Raw genomic sequence first — 14,445 nt, forward strand, 5'->3', positions numbered from 1 at the left:
CCCTTCTGACAGAAATGAAAGAGAAAGGGAGAAAGTTGTCCGAAGAAGCACCGCTTCAGACAAAATTGAGAGAATAGATAATGAACATGTCCGAAAAAGCCTCCCTACTCAAACCGGAGAAAATAAAAAGTCAGAAATCTGTTTAAACATCAACTTCCATCCATAACCTCTACCCACCCCACCCGATCAATTCGCCTTAACAAGCTGAATCACATACAGTTTTTCTTCAATTTAAATTAGAAGACGTATTTATTATATGCGGTGCACTATTTGTTCGATCAAGTCAAACGATATTGTTAAGAGACAGAAAGAAAAGGCGGACTAATAAAAAGAGTGCGTCTCTTTCTCATTGGCTCCCTTTTTCGAAAGTGTTGTTTGCTTTTTATTTAATGCACTCACCTACAGAAATAAGTCAGCTAATCTGGTGCATGATAACCTAAATTTTGGTGAACCTAAACGTAAAATCTTCCTTTTAGGTAAGGTGAGTTTATGCCGTCAATTATGTCAATCAGTACGTTTACTCCTCCTAATGCATTAAATCAGGAGATGACCACAGAATTTGCAAGAGAACTTTTTAGTGAGAGCTTTGAGGATATTGAACGTTTGTTGAAGGTGTTTGCAAATGGGCAGATTGAGGAACGTCAATTTGCTGTTCCGATGGAATGGTTTAAAGATGAACATTCGTTAAAACAGAAAAATGACCTATATATCGATTTAGCAACTCGTTTTTCTGTAGAAGCCATCCAACGTTGTCTGCAAAATGAGGTTTTTTTAAAAGAAAAAGTGGAGGAGAGCGAAATTGATGCGATAATTCTTGTTTCAAGTTCAGGAATGTCGACACCGAGTTTAGATGCTAGGATTATGAACCATTTGCCTTTTTCCCCTCATACGAAAAGAATTCCACTATGGGGTCTCGGTTGTGCAGGTGGATCCGCCGGGGTTAGTCGTGCGTACGAATATTGCACAGCTTTCCCGAAAGAGAATGTGTTAGTTGTTTGTGTAGAACTATGCAGTCTCACTTTTCAAAAAAACGATCACTCTAAAAGCAATCTTGTTGGAACATCTTTATTTGCAGATGGAGTGGCATGTGCACTTATTGCAGGAAATGATTCACACCTTGGTGATCTTACTCAAAAACCAGTTTCTCCTACCATTCTTTCAACCCAATCCACGTTAATGCCTTCTTCTGAAGATGTGATGGGATGGGATGTAAAAGATACGGGACTTCATGTTGTGTTTTCTAGGGATATACCTTCTATTATAAAAAGTTGGTTAGGTCCTAATGTTTCAACATTTCTTGAAAATAATCAAATCAACAGAAAGGACCTTTCTGCCTTTGTTGCTCATCCAGGTGGAAAAAAGGTGTTAGAGGCTTACATAGAAACATTAGAACTTGATTCTAGCATGATTGAAGTGTCGAAAGAAGTGTTGAGAGTCATGGCAATATGTCTTCCCCAACGGTGCTCTATGTGTTAGAACAATTTATGCTTGCTGAACATGCAGATGGAGAATACGGTCTAATGGCTGCACTTGGGCCTGGTTTTTGTTCGGAATTAGTACTTTTACAATGGAAGGAGATCCACTAATGCTTGCCATTTACGTGTTTATTTTACTTGTTATTGTACAGAGACTAGTTGAAGTGAAAATTGCCAATCGGAATGCAAATTGGATAAAAAGTCAAGGGGGATATGAGGTAGGGAAAGAACATTACAAGTACATTGTTGCTTTGCATGCTTTGTTTTTTGTTTCGTTATTAATAGAAGTTTCGGTAATTGATCGAAGCTTTGTGCTATGGTCCATTGTACCTCTGATTGTCTTTTTCCTTGCACAATTAGGGCGGATATGGGCTCTTTCCTCACTTGGTCGATTTTGGAATACACGGATCATGGTGTTACCAGGGGCAAAAGTTGTTGCGAAAGGTCCCTATCGTTATTTGCGCCACCCCAACTATGCCATTGTTGTGACAGAGCTTGCATGCCTACCATTAATATTTCAAGCTTACTGGACAGCGATCGTCTTTACTATTGCGAATGCGTTCATTCTTTCTGTTCGAATTAAGGTTGAAGAACAGGCTTTGGAGCATGCCACCAATTATCAAGAAGTGTTCGACAAGCGAAAACGGTTTATGCCTTCTCCTGAAGAATAGATATGAAAAGATCCCAAGCATGCTTTGCCTTGATCTCACTTTAAGAATAAAGATATGATGGATAAAGAGGTAATTTTTTGAATGGAGGCAAAACATTGACTAAAAAAAGAAAAGAGCAATTTGAGGTTGGCGAATCAGAGACAATAGAAGATTGCCTAGGACGGATGAAAGAAAAAGGCTATCAGCCAATAAAACGAATAGAAAAGCCCATTTTTGAAGAAAAAATGATCAATGCTCAGAAAGAATATGTCCCAATTCGACAAAAGATTATCTTTGAGGGGATTTTAGTAGAAAGCGAACAATAAAAGTCTGACATTTTTAAACGTTCGACATTTTGTTGACAGTAACGCCGTATGCTTGTAAGATATACGTAAGTGATAGAACGAAAAGCGAAAATACGCCTCATATAATCTTGGAGATATGGTCCATAAGTTTCTACCTGACTACCTTAAATTGTCGGACTATGAGGGAAAGTGGGAGATACCGAGAATTCTTTCTCTGTTTCCTTAATAAGCGCAGAAGCAGCTTCCTTTCTCTTAATGAGTAGATAAGAAAGTTGTTCTGCGTTTTTTTATGCCAAAAGCACTTAAAGAGACTAGATAAGAGTGGGGGAGAGGCAATGAATCCGAAAATTGGCGTCATCATGGGAAGTACTTCTGATTGGGAAACCATGAAAGCTGCATGTGATGTGTTAGAAGAATTAGAGATTGCTTATGAAAAGAAGGTTGTTTCAGCTCATAGGACTCCGGATTTAATGTTTGAATATGCTGAACAAGCTAGAGAGAAAGGCTTAAAAGTCATTATCGCAGGTGCTGGTGGAGCGGCGCATTTACCAGGCATGGTAGCAGCTAAAACAACATTACCAGTTATCGGTGTACCTGTTCAGTCAAAAGCATTACAAGGTCTTGACTCATTATTATCTATTGTTCAAATGCCAGGTGGGGTTCCTGTTGCGACAGTTGCAATTGGAAAAGCAGGTGCTACGAATGCAGGGTTACTTGCAGCTCAAATCCTTGGATCGTTTGAACCCGAAGTGGCTAACAGACTTGAAGCAAGAAGAGAACTTACGAAGCAAACCGTTTTAGAAAGTAGTGATCAACTATGAGTCGAATGGTCTCACCAGGAGATACAATCGGAATTATTGGTGGTGGACAATTAGGAAGAATGATGGCAACAGCTGCTAAGCAAATGGGTTACCGCATTGCAGTTCTTGAACCAACCGAAGACTCTCCATGTGGACAAGTTGCTGACATTGTCATTGAGGCAGCATACGACGATCTAGAAGGTGCTAAAAAACTTGCTGAAGTTGCAGATGTTATTACGTATGAATTTGAAAACATAGATGAAGAAACAGCCAATTGGTTAGCTGAACAGACGGATTTTCCACAAGGGTCAAAAGTGTTAGGAACGACTCAACACCGTCTGAAAGAAAAAGAAGCAATCCAATCGTTAGGGATCCCTGTTGCACCTTTTCATGCCATTGTTTCGATAGAAGATGTAGAAGAAGCTGCTACGAAAATAGGATTTCCAGCTGTCTTAAAAACATGTCGTGGTGGATATGACGGTAAAGGTCAACGAGTGGTAAAGGATGAAAAGGAACTCAGACAAGCAGCTGAAGAATTAATAAAGCACGGTGAGTGCGTGTTAGAAGCTTGGATTCCTTTTTCATTAGAGCTTTCAGTTATTGTGACACGCTCACGAAATGGAGAAACAGCCGTTTTTCCGGTTTCGGAAAATGAACATCGAGACAATATTCTTTTCCGCTCACACGTTCCGGCAAGGATTGATGATGCTGTGTGTGAACGTGCGAAAGAGATGGCGTTAAAAATTGTCACTGGGTTAGATGTTGTAGGAACACTGGCTGTAGAACTTTTTATGCTTAAGGATGGCAGATTATATGCCAACGAACTTGCGCCAAGGCCACATAATTCTGGTCATTATACCATTGAAGCATGTAAGACATCTCAATTTGAACAACACATTCGCGCAGTATGTGGATTACCACTCGGATCAACGGAGCTTTGGTCACCGGTTGTGATGGAGAACATTTTAGGTGAAGATCTAGAAGCCGTTCTTCAATCGATTTCGAGATTGGATGATGTTAAACTTCACTTATATGGAAAGAAAGAAGCTAAAGTAAAGCGAAAAATGGGCCATCTAACAGCAACGGCTGACTCAATCGAAGAAGCGTGTGAGAAGATTGAGAGCCTGCAACGGGTTAATGTCCTTTAAATAAATAAGGTACTAAATAAGAAAAGCGGAGGCTGAAGGTTACTATGATCGAACGTTACACTCGCCCTGAAATGGGAGCTATTTGGACAGAGGAAAATAAATTTCAAGCTTGGTTGGAAGTAGAAATCGTTGCTTGTGAAGCTTGGGCTGAACTTGGGGAAATTCCAAAAGAAGATGTAAAGAAAATCCGTGAACATGCAAGCTTTGATATCAATCGTATTAATGAAATTGAGCTTGAGACTCGTCATGATGTTGTAGCGTTTACTCGTGCTGTATCTGAAACATTAGGGGAAGAAAGAAAATGGGTTCATTACGGATTAACATCAACAGACGTAGTGGATACGGCTTTATCTTATTTATTAAAACAAGCAAATGACATTCTTCTGAATGACATTGAGCGTTTTATTGAAATTTTAGGAAACAAAGCAAAAGAACATAAATATACGATTATGATGGGACGTACTCATGGTGTTCATGCAGAGCCGACAACGTTTGGTTTGAAACTAGCTTTATGGTATGAGGAAATGAAGCGTAACCTTGAGCGTTTCAAGCAAGCGGCAGAAGGCGTTCGAGTTGGAAAGCTTTCAGGAGCAGTTGGAACGTTTGCTAATATTGATCCATCGATTGAAGCGTTTGTTTGTAAAAAGCTTGGTCTTGAAGCAGCGCCAATTTCAACGCAAACATTGCAACGTGACCGCCATGCTGATTACTTAGCAGCTTTAGCTTTAATTGCTACTTCGATTGAAAAGTTTGCCGTTGAAGTTCGTGGTTTACAAAAGAGTGAAACAAGAGAAGTAGAAGAGTTCTTTGCAAAAGGTCAAAAAGGTTCATCTGCTATGCCACATAAACGTAATCCAATTGGTTCAGAAAACATGACCGGATTAGCGCGTGTGATTCGTGGGTACATGATGACTGCCTATGAGAATGTTCCATTATGGCACGAACGTGATATTTCTCATTCATCGGCAGAGCGAATTATCCTACCAGATGCAACGATTGCGTTAAATTACATGTTAAACCGATTTGGAAATATCATTAAGAATTTGACGGTATTCCCAGAGAACATGAAGCGTAACATGACTCGCACTTATGGGCTCATTTATTCTCAACGCGTACTTCTAACGTTGATTGATAAAGGAATGGTACGTGAAGAGGCTTATGATTTAGTTCAACCAAAAGCAATGGAAGCATGGGAAAAAGGAATTCAGTTCCGTGAGTTGGTTGAAGGGGAAGAAAAAATTACAAATGTCCTAACTCCAGATGAAATAGAAGAGTGCTTCAATTACGAGCATCATATGAAGCATGTAAGTACGATTTTTGCAAGAGTTGGATTAGAAGATTAATCGAGAAAGAGGGTATACTTCCTCTTTTATATAAAGGTTGTTTTCATAAGGTTGTCGCTGTGAAGAGAGGTTAAGCTCATAGTGAAATGGAGCGGAAGTCACTCGACTCCTGCGGGATGAAGAGGTAGGGGCGAGACCCCACAGGCGCAGCCGAGGAGGCTCGGCACCTCCCCGCGGAAAGCGAGTGGCTGCAGCGCAATGGAACGAACGTGTGACGAGTACGTTACCATAAAAACTAAGTATGTAAAAACAGTCTATATAAAAAATTCCAATATTTCAGTTTTTGGAGGTCCTAACATGGAAAAAGGCGTTTTGCTATATGAAGGAAAAGCAAAGCAAATCTATCAAACAGCTATTGAGAACGAGCTTTGGGTAGCATATAAAGATGATGCAACAGCATTTAATGGGGAAAAGAAAGAAACGTTAACTGGAAAAGCAAGATTGAATAATGAAATTACCTCACTCATTTTTTCTTATCTGCAAGAAAATGGTGTTGATAGTCATTTTATTAAAAGACTATCCGAAACAGAACAGTTAGTGAAAAAGGTAGAGATTATTCCTTTAGAAGTTGTTGTTCGGAATGTAGTCGCTGGAAGTATGGCAAAGCGTTTAGGAATCGAAGAAGGTACACCACTTGAGCAACCAATTGTGGAATTCTACTACAAAGATGATGCGCTAGGGGATCCTCTTGTGACAGAAGATCATATCGCGATCTTAAAAGCTGCATCAAGTAATGACTTAATTGTGCTAAGAGAAAATGCCTTAGAAGTAAACAAACATTTGATTAAGTTATTTGAAAATATGAACGTACGTTTAATTGATTTTAAATTAGAGTTTGGTCGTACAAGCAATGGAGAGATTTTACTCGCAGATGAAATTTCACCAGATACGTGCCGATTATGGGATAAAGAGACAAATCAACGTTTTGACAAAGATCTATTCAGAAGAAATCTAGGAAGCTTACAAGAAGGTTATCAAGAAATTTTATCACGCTTAGGAGGCGCATCATGTACAAAGTAAAAGTATTCGTTACGTTAAGAGAAAGTGTTCTAGACCCACAAGGAGGAGCAGTAAAACGTGCTCTTCACACAATGGAATACAAAGAAGTAGAAGAAGTTCGTATCGGGAAATACATGGAGCTTACAGTAAACAGTACAGATAACGTTGAACAGCGTATTGATGAAATGTGTTCAAAACTTTTAGCGAATACCGTAATTGAGGATTATCGTTTTGAAATCGAGGAGGTTGTTCCTTCATGAAGTTTGCAGTAATTGTTTTTCCTGGTTCCAACTGTGACTCGGACATGTTTTTTGCCATTCAAGATGCCTTACAAGAAGAAGTTGCGTATGTTCGTCATGATGAAACATCTTTAGAAGGCTTTGATGGAGTTCTTTTACCAGGTGGATTTTCGTACGGTGATTACCTTCGTTCAGGTGCGATTGCTTGCTTCTCACCTATTATGGACGCGGTAAAGAAGTTTGCTGAAGAAGGAAAGCCAGTTTTAGGCGTTTGTAACGGATTTCAAATGCTTCTTGAATTAGGACTTCTTCCAGGTGCGATGAAGCGTAATGACGGCTTAAAATTCATTTGCCGTCCGGCTGAATTAAAAGTTGAAAACAATGAAACATTGTTTACAACAGGTTACAAAAAAGGAGAAATTATTACAGTTCCTGTTGCACACGGTGAAGGCAACTACGAATGTGATGAAAAGACACTAGAAAAGTTAGAAGCGAATAATCAAATCGTATTCCGTTATGATCAAGCAATTAATGGTTCTAAAGCCGATATTGCTGGTATTACAAACGAGCGTGGAAATGTTCTAGGAATGATGCCGCATCCTGAACGTGCTGTGGAGTCATTACTTGGCGGCGAAGATGGTTTACGTTTATTTCAATCGATCGTAAGAAATTGGAGGGAATCTCATGTCACTACTTCTTGAACCAACAGCTGAGCGTGTGAAAGAGGAAAAGCTATACCGCGAAATGGGCTTAACTGATGAGGAATTTGCTATGGTTGAGGAAATCATTGGTCGTACACCGAACTGGACAGAAACAGGTTTGTTCTCGGTTATGTGGTCAGAGCATTGTAGTTATAAAAATTCTAAAGTGCTTCTGAAAAAGTTTCCGACTGAAGGAGAGCGAGTATTACAAGGACCTGGTGAAGGTGCTGGCATTATCGATATTGGTGATGAACAAGCGGTTGTGTTTAAGGTAGAAAGCCATAACCACCCATCAGCAATTGAACCGTATCAAGGGGCAGCAACAGGTGTAGGTGGAATTCTTCGTGATGTATTCTCAATGGGAGCTCGTCCAATTTCTCTATTAAATTCACTCCGTTTTGGAGAACTAACATCTCCGCGTGTACGCTACTTATTTGAAGAAGTAGTAGCAGGAATTGCAGGTTACGGGAACTGTATGGGCGTTCCAACAGTAGGAGGAGAAATTCAATTTGATCCTTGCTATGAAGGTAACCCATTAGTAAATGCAATGTGCGTTGGTTTAATTGACCATAAAGACATTCAAAAAGGACAAGCAAAAGGTGTCGGCAACACAGTTATGTACGTTGGTGCTAGCACGGGTCGTGACGGGATTCACGGTGCGACGTTCGCTTCTGAAGAATTAGGTGAAGATTCAGATGAGAAGCGTCCAGCGGTACAAGTTGGAGATCCTTTCATGGAGAAGTTGTTACTTGAAGCTTGTTTAGAGCTTATCCAAAATGATGCTCTTGTTGGAATTCAAGACATGGGTGCAGCTGGGCTGACATCTTCATCTGCAGAGATGGCTAGTAAAGCTGGTTCTGGAATTGAAATGAACTTAGATCTTGTTCCACAACGTGAGCAAGGAATGACTCCTTATGAAATGATGCTTTCTGAGTCTCAAGAGCGTATGTTAATCGTTGTGAAAAAAGGCCGTGAGCAAGAAATTAAAGAAATCTTTGATCGTTGGGGATTATTATCTGCTGAAGTTGGTCATGTAACAGATGACAAGCGCCTTCGTCTTCTTCATAAAGGTGAAGTGGTTGCGGATCTTCCAGTTGATGCATTAGCAGAAGAAGCACCGGTTTACCATAAGCCATCTAGCGTTCCAGCTTATTATGAAACATTCCAACAGCAAGAAGAAAGAACACCTGCTGTTGAAGATTATAAAGAAACATTGTTAAAACTATTAGCTCAACCTACGATTGCAAGTAAGGAATGGGTTTATGATCAATATGATTATATGGTTCAAACAAATACAGTTGTTGAGCCAGGTTCTGACGCTGCGGTTGTTCGTATTCGTGGGACGAGAAAAGCTCTTGCAATGACAACAGATTGTAACTCTCGCTATCTCTATCTTGACCCTGAAGTAGGCGGTCAGATTGCTGTTGCTGAAGCAGCGCGTAACGTCGTTTGTTCCGGTGGAGTTCCACTAGGATTAACAGACGGTTTAAACTACGGCAGCCCTGATAAGCCTGAAATCTTCTGGCAACTTGAAAAATCAACGGACGGAATGAGTGAAGCTTGTCGTGTTCTTGAAACACCAGTAATCGGTGGAAACGTTTCTCTTTACAACGAAACAGCCGGTGTCGCGATTTATCCAACACCAGTTATTGGGATGGTTGGTCTAATTGAAGATATCGATCACATTACAACACAAAGCTTTAAAAAAGCTGGAGATGTGATCTATCTTGTTGGAGAAACAAAGCCTGAGTTTGGTGGAAGTGAATTACAAAAGCTTGTTGAAGGTGATATTTCAGGAAAAGCACCTACATTAGATTTGGAATTAGAGAAAAGACTTCAAAAGCAACTTCTAACTGCCATTCGTTCTGGCCTTGTTGCATCAGCTCATGATGTGGCTGAAGGTGGAGTAGCGATTGCGTTAGCAGAATCTATGACATCTGGTGAGGTTGGCGCTACCGTAATGCTTGAAGGGGAAACAACAGCTGCTTTATTTGCAGAATCTCAATCTCGTTTCATTGTAACGGTACCAAGTGATAAAGCAGAGCAATTCGAACAAGCGGTATCTGCAACACGTATTGGGGAAGTAACAGGTTCTACCACTCTTGAAATCAAAAATAAGGAAGGTGTCATCCTAGCTGCAACTCAGGATGAGATCGTTAAGGCTTGGAAAGGAGCCATTCCATGTTTGCTGAAATCAAAGGCCTAAATGAAGAATGCGGTGTGTTTGCCATCTGGGGACATAAAGATGCAGCTCACCTCACTTATTACGGTCTTCACAGTTTGCAACATCGAGGTCAAGAAGGCGCTGGAATTGTTGTAACAGATGGAGAACATTTAAAGGTTCACAAAGGATTAGGACTTGTAAATGATGTGTTTAGCCCTGATGATTTTGCACAGTTGACTGGCCATGCAGCGATTGGTCATGTTCGTTATGCAACGGCAGGAGGAGGGGGATTTGCCAATGTGCAACCCCTTCTCTTCCGTTCTCAAATGGGTAGTTTAGCAATTGCCCACAACGGAAATTTAGTTAACGCCAATAGCATGAAGCACCAACTCGAGAGTCAAGGAAGTATTTTTCAGTCCACTTCCGATACAGAGGTTGTCGCTCATTTAATTAAACGAAGTGGGTATAACACGTTAGAAGGACAATTGCGTAATGCACTTGAGATGTTAAAAGGTGCTTATGCGCTAGCCGTTTTAAACGAAAAGCAGCTAATGGTTGCTCTAGATCCAAATGGGTTGCGTCCGTTATCAATTGGAAGACTTGGAGATGCGTATGTGATTGCATCTGAAACATGTGCATTTGATTTAATTGGTGCGACGTATGAAAGAGAAGTTGAACCTGGTGAGCTTGTGATTATTGATGATGAAGGTCTTCGTTCAACTAGATTTTCAGGTTCAGCTACAAGAGCAATCTGTAGCATGGAATATGTCTATTTTGCTAGACCAGATAGCAATGTCGATGAAATCAATGTTCACACATCTAGAAAAAATTTAGGTAAACAATTAGCGATTGAATCACCAATTGAAGCAGATGTTGTAACTGGAGTGCCGGATTCAAGTATTTCAGCAGCAATTGGATATGCCGAGCAAACCGGAATTCCTTATGAATTAGGGATGATCAAAAACCGTTATGTTGGGCGTACGTTCATTCAACCTTCTCAGGAATTACGTGAGCAAGGGGTGAAAATGAAGCTATCAGCTGTACGCGGAGTTGTTGAAGGCAAACGAGTTGTCATGATTGATGATTCTATCGTACGCGGTACAACGAGTAGACGAATTGTGAACATGTTACGAGAAGCAGGAGCGAAAGAAGTACATGTTCGTATTAGTTCGCCGCCTATAAAGAATCCTTGTTTTTACGGAATTGATACATCCAATTCGGGTGAATTAATCGCTGCCAATCACTCAATTGAAGAAATGCGTGAAATGATGGGAGCCGACTCTCTAGCATTTTTATCAGTAGATGGTTTGAAAAAAGGAATTGGCCGTTCGGATGAGACATCAAACTGTGGCCAATGTTTAGCATGCTTTACGGGAGAATATCCAACAGAGATATACCCAGATACGTTACATCCATACGCAAAGGTTTAAAGGGAAGGGAGCAGGGAGAATGTCAGAAGCTTACAAAAAAGCAGGAGTCAGTCTTGAAGCAGGATATGAAGCAGTTGAGCGCATGAAGAGTCATGTAAATAGAACAGAACGTGCTGGAGTGATGGGGTCACTTGGTGGCTTTGGAGGAATGTTTGATCTATCTACATTAGGTCTTAAAGAGCCTGTACTTGTTTCAGGAACTGATGGAGTTGGGACAAAACTAATGCTTGCTTTCATGATGGATCAACACGATACGATTGGTGTTGATGCCGTTGCGATGTGTGTAAACGATATTGTTGTTCAAGGAGCAGAGCCTCTTTATTTTCTAGATTACATTGCCTGTGGAAAAGCTGTACCAGAACGATTAGAAGCCATTGTTAAAGGGGTTGCGGATGGCTGCGTGCAAGCTGGATGTGCCCTAGTTGGTGGAGAAACAGCTGAAATGCCTGGGATGTATAGTGAAGATGAATATGATCTAGCAGGTTTTGCAGTGGGAGCAGTCGAGAAGAAGAACATTGTTACAGGTGAGAACATTCAAGCTGGAGATGTTGTCATTGGTCTTTCTTCTAGTGGATTGCATAGTAATGGGTTTTCTCTTGTTCGAAAAATCTTTTTGCAAGACCATTCCTTCGCCTTAACAGATCAAGTGGAGGAACTTGGCAAAACATTGGGAGAAGAGCTTTTAACTCCAACGAAAATTTACGTAAAACCGCTTCTTGAGTGCTTGAAAAAACATACCGTTCATGGAATGGCCCATATTACGGGCGGAGGATTTTTTGAAAACATTCCACGTATGTTACCAGAAGGTGTTCAAGTAAAGATTGAGAATGGATCTTGGCCAGTTCCTGCTATTTTCAATCTTCTTCAAAAGTATGGTGAGCTAACAGATAAAGAGCTTTTCTCAACGTTTAATATGGGAATTGGTATGGTGGTTGTTGTTCCGGAGGCAGACCATGTTGATGTTCTTCGTACGCTTGAAGAAAGTGGAGAATCTGCTTTTGTGATTGGTCGTGTTGAAGAAGGAAATGGTGTTACTATTGGAGGCATTGAGTGATGACGAAGCTTGCTATTTTTGCATCAGGAAGCGGGACGAACGCTGAAGCGATTGTTCGAGCAACACAACAGGGTGATCTTGATGCTGAAGTTGCTGTCATTATTACAGATAAACCAAAAGCAAAAGTGATTGATCGAGCAACAATGTATCATATTCCATATGTGATTGCTGATCCAAAACAGTTTGAGTCAAAAGCTGACTTTGAAAAGCATTTAATCTTGGAATTAAGGAAGAAAGACGTAGAGTTGGTCGTACTTGCAGGATACATGAGATTAGTCGGAACGACATTGTTAAGTGCCTATGAAGGAAGGATTGTAAACATTCATCCTTCTTTGCTTCCTTCTTTCCCAGGTTTAGATGCAATTGGACAAGCTTTTAACGCCAAAGTGAAAATCACAGGAGTTACCATTCATTATGTCGATGCTGGTATGGATACGGGCGAAATCATTACGCAAGAACCTGTTCGAATTGAAGAAAATGATACCGTTGATTCATTGCAAAAAAAGATTCAAAATGTTGAACACAAACTATATCCGAAAACGATTCAAATGATCATAGATCGAGCGAAAGAGGTTGGGTAATTCATGAGTAAAAGAAGAGCATTAGTCAGTGTTTCAAATAAGGAAGGCATTGTAGAATTTGTTCTAGCACTTGTTGAGCAAGGGTTTGAAGTGGTTTCTACAGGAGGAACAAAGAAATCTTTACAAGATGCTGGCGTTCCGGTTATCGGGATTTCAGACGTAACAGGCTTTCCGGAAATTCTAGATGGACGAGTAAAAACACTTCATCCGAATATACATAGCGGTTTGCTTGCGATGAGAGAGCGCGAGGAGCATCAAAAGCAGCTTGCTGAGCACAACATTTCACCCATTGATTTAGTGGTTGTGAATCTTTATCCATTTAAAGAAACAATTGCGAAGCCTGATTGTACGTTTGAGGATGCGATTGAAAACATTGATATCGGTGGACCGAGTATGCTTCGTGCTGCGGCAAAGAACCATCAACATGTAACGGTTGTTGTCGATCCTGTAGATTATCAAACGGTCATTGAAGAACTTTCAAATGAGCAACAGGTTTCATTGGATACGAAACGAAAATTAGCAGCAAAAGTATTTAGACATACAGCGGCTTATGATGCACTTATTGCGGAATATTTAACAGAAGCAGTCGGCGAAGCAGAACCTGAAACGTTTACGGTAACATATGAGCGTAAGCAAGGTCTTCGTTACGGAGAAAATCCTCATCAGAAGGCAACGTTTTACCAAAAGCCACTAGCGGATGAAAGTTCGATTGCAAGTGCTGTACAATTGCATGGAAAAGAGCTTTCTTATAACAATATTCATGATGCAGACGCGGCTCTTGCTATTGTAAAAGAGTTTGATGAGCCAGCTGTTGTTGCAGTGAAACATATGAATCCTTGTGGAGTTGGGACAGGTGATTCGATTGAACAAGCTTATGGACGCGCTTATGAGGCAGACCCTGTTTCCATCTTTGGTGGGATTGTAGCAGCAAACCGAGAAATTGACGAGGCAACTGCCGTGAAAATGAAAGACATTTTCCTTGAAATCATTATTGCTCCTTCATTTACACAAGAAGCCTTAACGGTTTTAACGGCAAAGAAAAACCTTCGTTTGTTAACAGTACCAATGAGCAAGCAAGAGCAGCCAGAAGCAATGCTAACATCCATTCATGGCGGACTTCTTGTACAAGATGAAGATCATTACGGATTAGATGATGCATCGATCTCCATTCCAACTGACCGCAAGCCAACAGACGCTGAGTGGGAAGCTCTTAAAGTTGCTTGGAAAGTCGTGAAGCACGTTAAATCGAACGCGATTGTCCTGGCAAATGGTCAAATGACCGTTGGTGTGGGAGCAGGTCAAATGAACCGTGTTGGTGCAGCTGATATTGCGATTAACCAAGCAAGTGAGCGTATTGAAGGAGCTGTTATGGGCTCTGATGCTTTCTTCCCAATGGGAGATACGGTTGAGCTTGCAGGAAAAGCTGGCGTAACGGCTATTATTCAGCCAGGTGGTTCCATTCGTGATGACGAATCCATTGAAATGGCGAATAAATATGGCATTGCAATGGTGATGACAGGAGTAAGACACTTTAAACACTAAGGAAATGAGGAGTG

Annotated in this window: 12 protein-coding genes, 2 pseudogenes and 1 riboswitch; all 14 genes and pseudogenes read left to right on the forward strand. The window is 40.7% G+C overall.

Annotated features, from left to right (window positions below; genetic code table 11):
• Positions 1-489 precede the first annotated feature (489 nt).
• Positions 490-1,586 (forward strand): annotated as a pseudogene (locus JCM9140_RS16380) (type III polyketide synthase).
• Positions 1,586-2,146: an isoprenylcysteine carboxyl methyltransferase family protein gene (locus tag JCM9140_RS16385; protein ID WP_034748952.1), complete on the forward strand. Its 561-nt coding sequence runs from the start codon at positions 1,586-1,588 to the stop codon at positions 2,144-2,146. Before JCM9140_RS16380 ends, JCM9140_RS16385 begins: the two are co-directional and overlap by 1 nt.
• Positions 2,147-2,241: 95 nt before the next feature.
• On the forward strand, positions 2,242-2,451 hold the full coding sequence (locus JCM9140_RS16390) for an NETI motif-containing protein (RefSeq protein ID WP_081727736.1): 210 nt from the start codon (positions 2,242-2,244) through the stop codon (positions 2,449-2,451).
• Positions 2,452-2,528: 77 nt separating this feature from the next.
• Positions 2,529-2,630, forward strand: a riboswitch (purine riboswitch).
• 135 nt (positions 2,631-2,765) lie between these two features.
• Complete coding sequence (purE, locus tag JCM9140_RS16395) at positions 2,766-3,251, forward strand: 5-(carboxyamino)imidazole ribonucleotide mutase (protein ID WP_034748957.1); 486 nt, start codon at positions 2,766-2,768, stop codon at positions 3,249-3,251.
• Positions 3,248-4,378, forward strand: coding sequence for a 5-(carboxyamino)imidazole ribonucleotide synthase (gene purK, locus JCM9140_RS16400; protein ID WP_034748959.1), 1,131 nt, complete (start codon positions 3,248-3,250; stop codon positions 4,376-4,378). The genes purE and purK overlap by 4 nt, the downstream gene beginning before the upstream one ends.
• 44 nt (positions 4,379-4,422) lie before the next feature.
• The gene (purB, locus tag JCM9140_RS16405; protein ID WP_034748962.1) at positions 4,423-5,721 is read left to right on the forward strand and encodes an adenylosuccinate lyase; all 1,299 of its coding nucleotides are present in this window, start codon (positions 4,423-4,425) and stop codon (positions 5,719-5,721) included.
• Positions 5,722-6,018: 297 nt separating this feature from the next.
• Positions 6,019-6,733: pseudogene (gene purC, locus JCM9140_RS16410) on the forward strand (phosphoribosylaminoimidazolesuccinocarboxamide synthase); the annotation flags it as partial.
• On the forward strand, positions 6,729-6,980 hold the full coding sequence (gene purS / locus JCM9140_RS16415; RefSeq protein WP_034748968.1) for a phosphoribosylformylglycinamidine synthase subunit PurS: 252 nt from the start codon (positions 6,729-6,731) through the stop codon (positions 6,978-6,980). The pseudogene purC and the gene purS, both read left to right, overlap by 5 nt.
• Positions 6,977-7,660, forward strand: a complete 684-nt coding sequence (purQ, locus tag JCM9140_RS16420; RefSeq protein ID WP_034748970.1) for a phosphoribosylformylglycinamidine synthase subunit PurQ — start codon at positions 6,977-6,979, stop codon at positions 7,658-7,660. The genes purS and purQ overlap by 4 nt, the downstream gene beginning before the upstream one ends.
• Complete coding sequence (gene purL, locus JCM9140_RS16425; protein WP_034748974.1) at positions 7,644-9,866, forward strand: phosphoribosylformylglycinamidine synthase subunit PurL; 2,223 nt, start codon at positions 7,644-7,646, stop codon at positions 9,864-9,866. The genes purQ and purL overlap by 17 nt, the downstream gene beginning before the upstream one ends.
• On the forward strand, positions 9,842-11,254 hold the full coding sequence (gene purF, locus JCM9140_RS16430; protein ID WP_034748976.1) for an amidophosphoribosyltransferase: 1,413 nt from the start codon (positions 9,842-9,844) through the stop codon (positions 11,252-11,254). Before purL ends, purF begins: the two co-directional genes overlap by 25 nt.
• A gap of 19 nt (positions 11,255-11,273) precedes the next feature.
• Positions 11,274-12,308, forward strand: coding sequence for a phosphoribosylformylglycinamidine cyclo-ligase (purM, locus tag JCM9140_RS16435; RefSeq protein WP_034748979.1), 1,035 nt, complete (start codon positions 11,274-11,276; stop codon positions 12,306-12,308).
• Positions 12,308-12,889, forward strand: a complete 582-nt coding sequence (purN, locus tag JCM9140_RS16440; RefSeq protein ID WP_034748982.1) for a phosphoribosylglycinamide formyltransferase — start codon at positions 12,308-12,310, stop codon at positions 12,887-12,889. Before purM ends, purN begins: the two co-directional genes overlap by 1 nt.
• Before the next feature lie 3 nt (positions 12,890-12,892).
• Complete coding sequence (gene purH, locus JCM9140_RS16445; RefSeq protein ID WP_034748985.1) at positions 12,893-14,431, forward strand: bifunctional phosphoribosylaminoimidazolecarboxamide formyltransferase/IMP cyclohydrolase; 1,539 nt, start codon at positions 12,893-12,895, stop codon at positions 14,429-14,431.
• Positions 14,432-14,445: the final 14 nt, after the last annotated feature.

Origin of the sequence: Halalkalibacter wakoensis JCM 9140 (assembly GCF_000513095.1) — a bacterium.
Classification (GTDB): domain Bacteria; phylum Bacillota; class Bacilli; order Bacillales; family Bacillaceae_D; genus Halalkalibacter; species Halalkalibacter wakoensis.

Excerpts from the sequence above, each read along its gene's own strand:
- purH (WP_034748985.1), top strand. The coding sequence starts at position 12,893 with ATGAGTAAAAGAAGAGCATTAGTCAGTGTTTCAAATAAGGAAGGCATT.
- purF (WP_034748976.1), top strand. The coding sequence starts at position 9,842 with ATGTTTGCTGAAATCAAAGGCCTAAATGAAGAATGCGGTGTGTTTGCC.
- purN (WP_034748982.1), top strand. The coding sequence starts at position 12,308 with ATGACGAAGCTTGCTATTTTTGCATCAGGAAGCGGGACGAACGCTGAA.
- purL (WP_034748974.1), top strand. The coding sequence starts at position 7,644 with ATGTCACTACTTCTTGAACCAACAGCTGAGCGTGTGAAAGAGGAAAAG.
- purS (WP_034748968.1), top strand. The coding sequence starts at position 6,729 with ATGTACAAAGTAAAAGTATTCGTTACGTTAAGAGAAAGTGTTCTAGAC.
- purB (WP_034748962.1), top strand. The coding sequence starts at position 4,423 with ATGATCGAACGTTACACTCGCCCTGAAATGGGAGCTATTTGGACAGAG.
- JCM9140_RS16385 (WP_034748952.1), top strand. The coding sequence starts at position 1,586 with ATGCTTGCCATTTACGTGTTTATTTTACTTGTTATTGTACAGAGACTA.
- purK (WP_034748959.1), top strand. The coding sequence starts at position 3,248 with ATGAGTCGAATGGTCTCACCAGGAGATACAATCGGAATTATTGGTGGT.
- purE (WP_034748957.1), top strand. The coding sequence starts at position 2,766 with ATGAATCCGAAAATTGGCGTCATCATGGGAAGTACTTCTGATTGGGAA.
- purQ (WP_034748970.1), top strand. The coding sequence starts at position 6,977 with ATGAAGTTTGCAGTAATTGTTTTTCCTGGTTCCAACTGTGACTCGGAC.
- purM (WP_034748979.1), top strand. The coding sequence starts at position 11,274 with ATGTCAGAAGCTTACAAAAAAGCAGGAGTCAGTCTTGAAGCAGGATAT.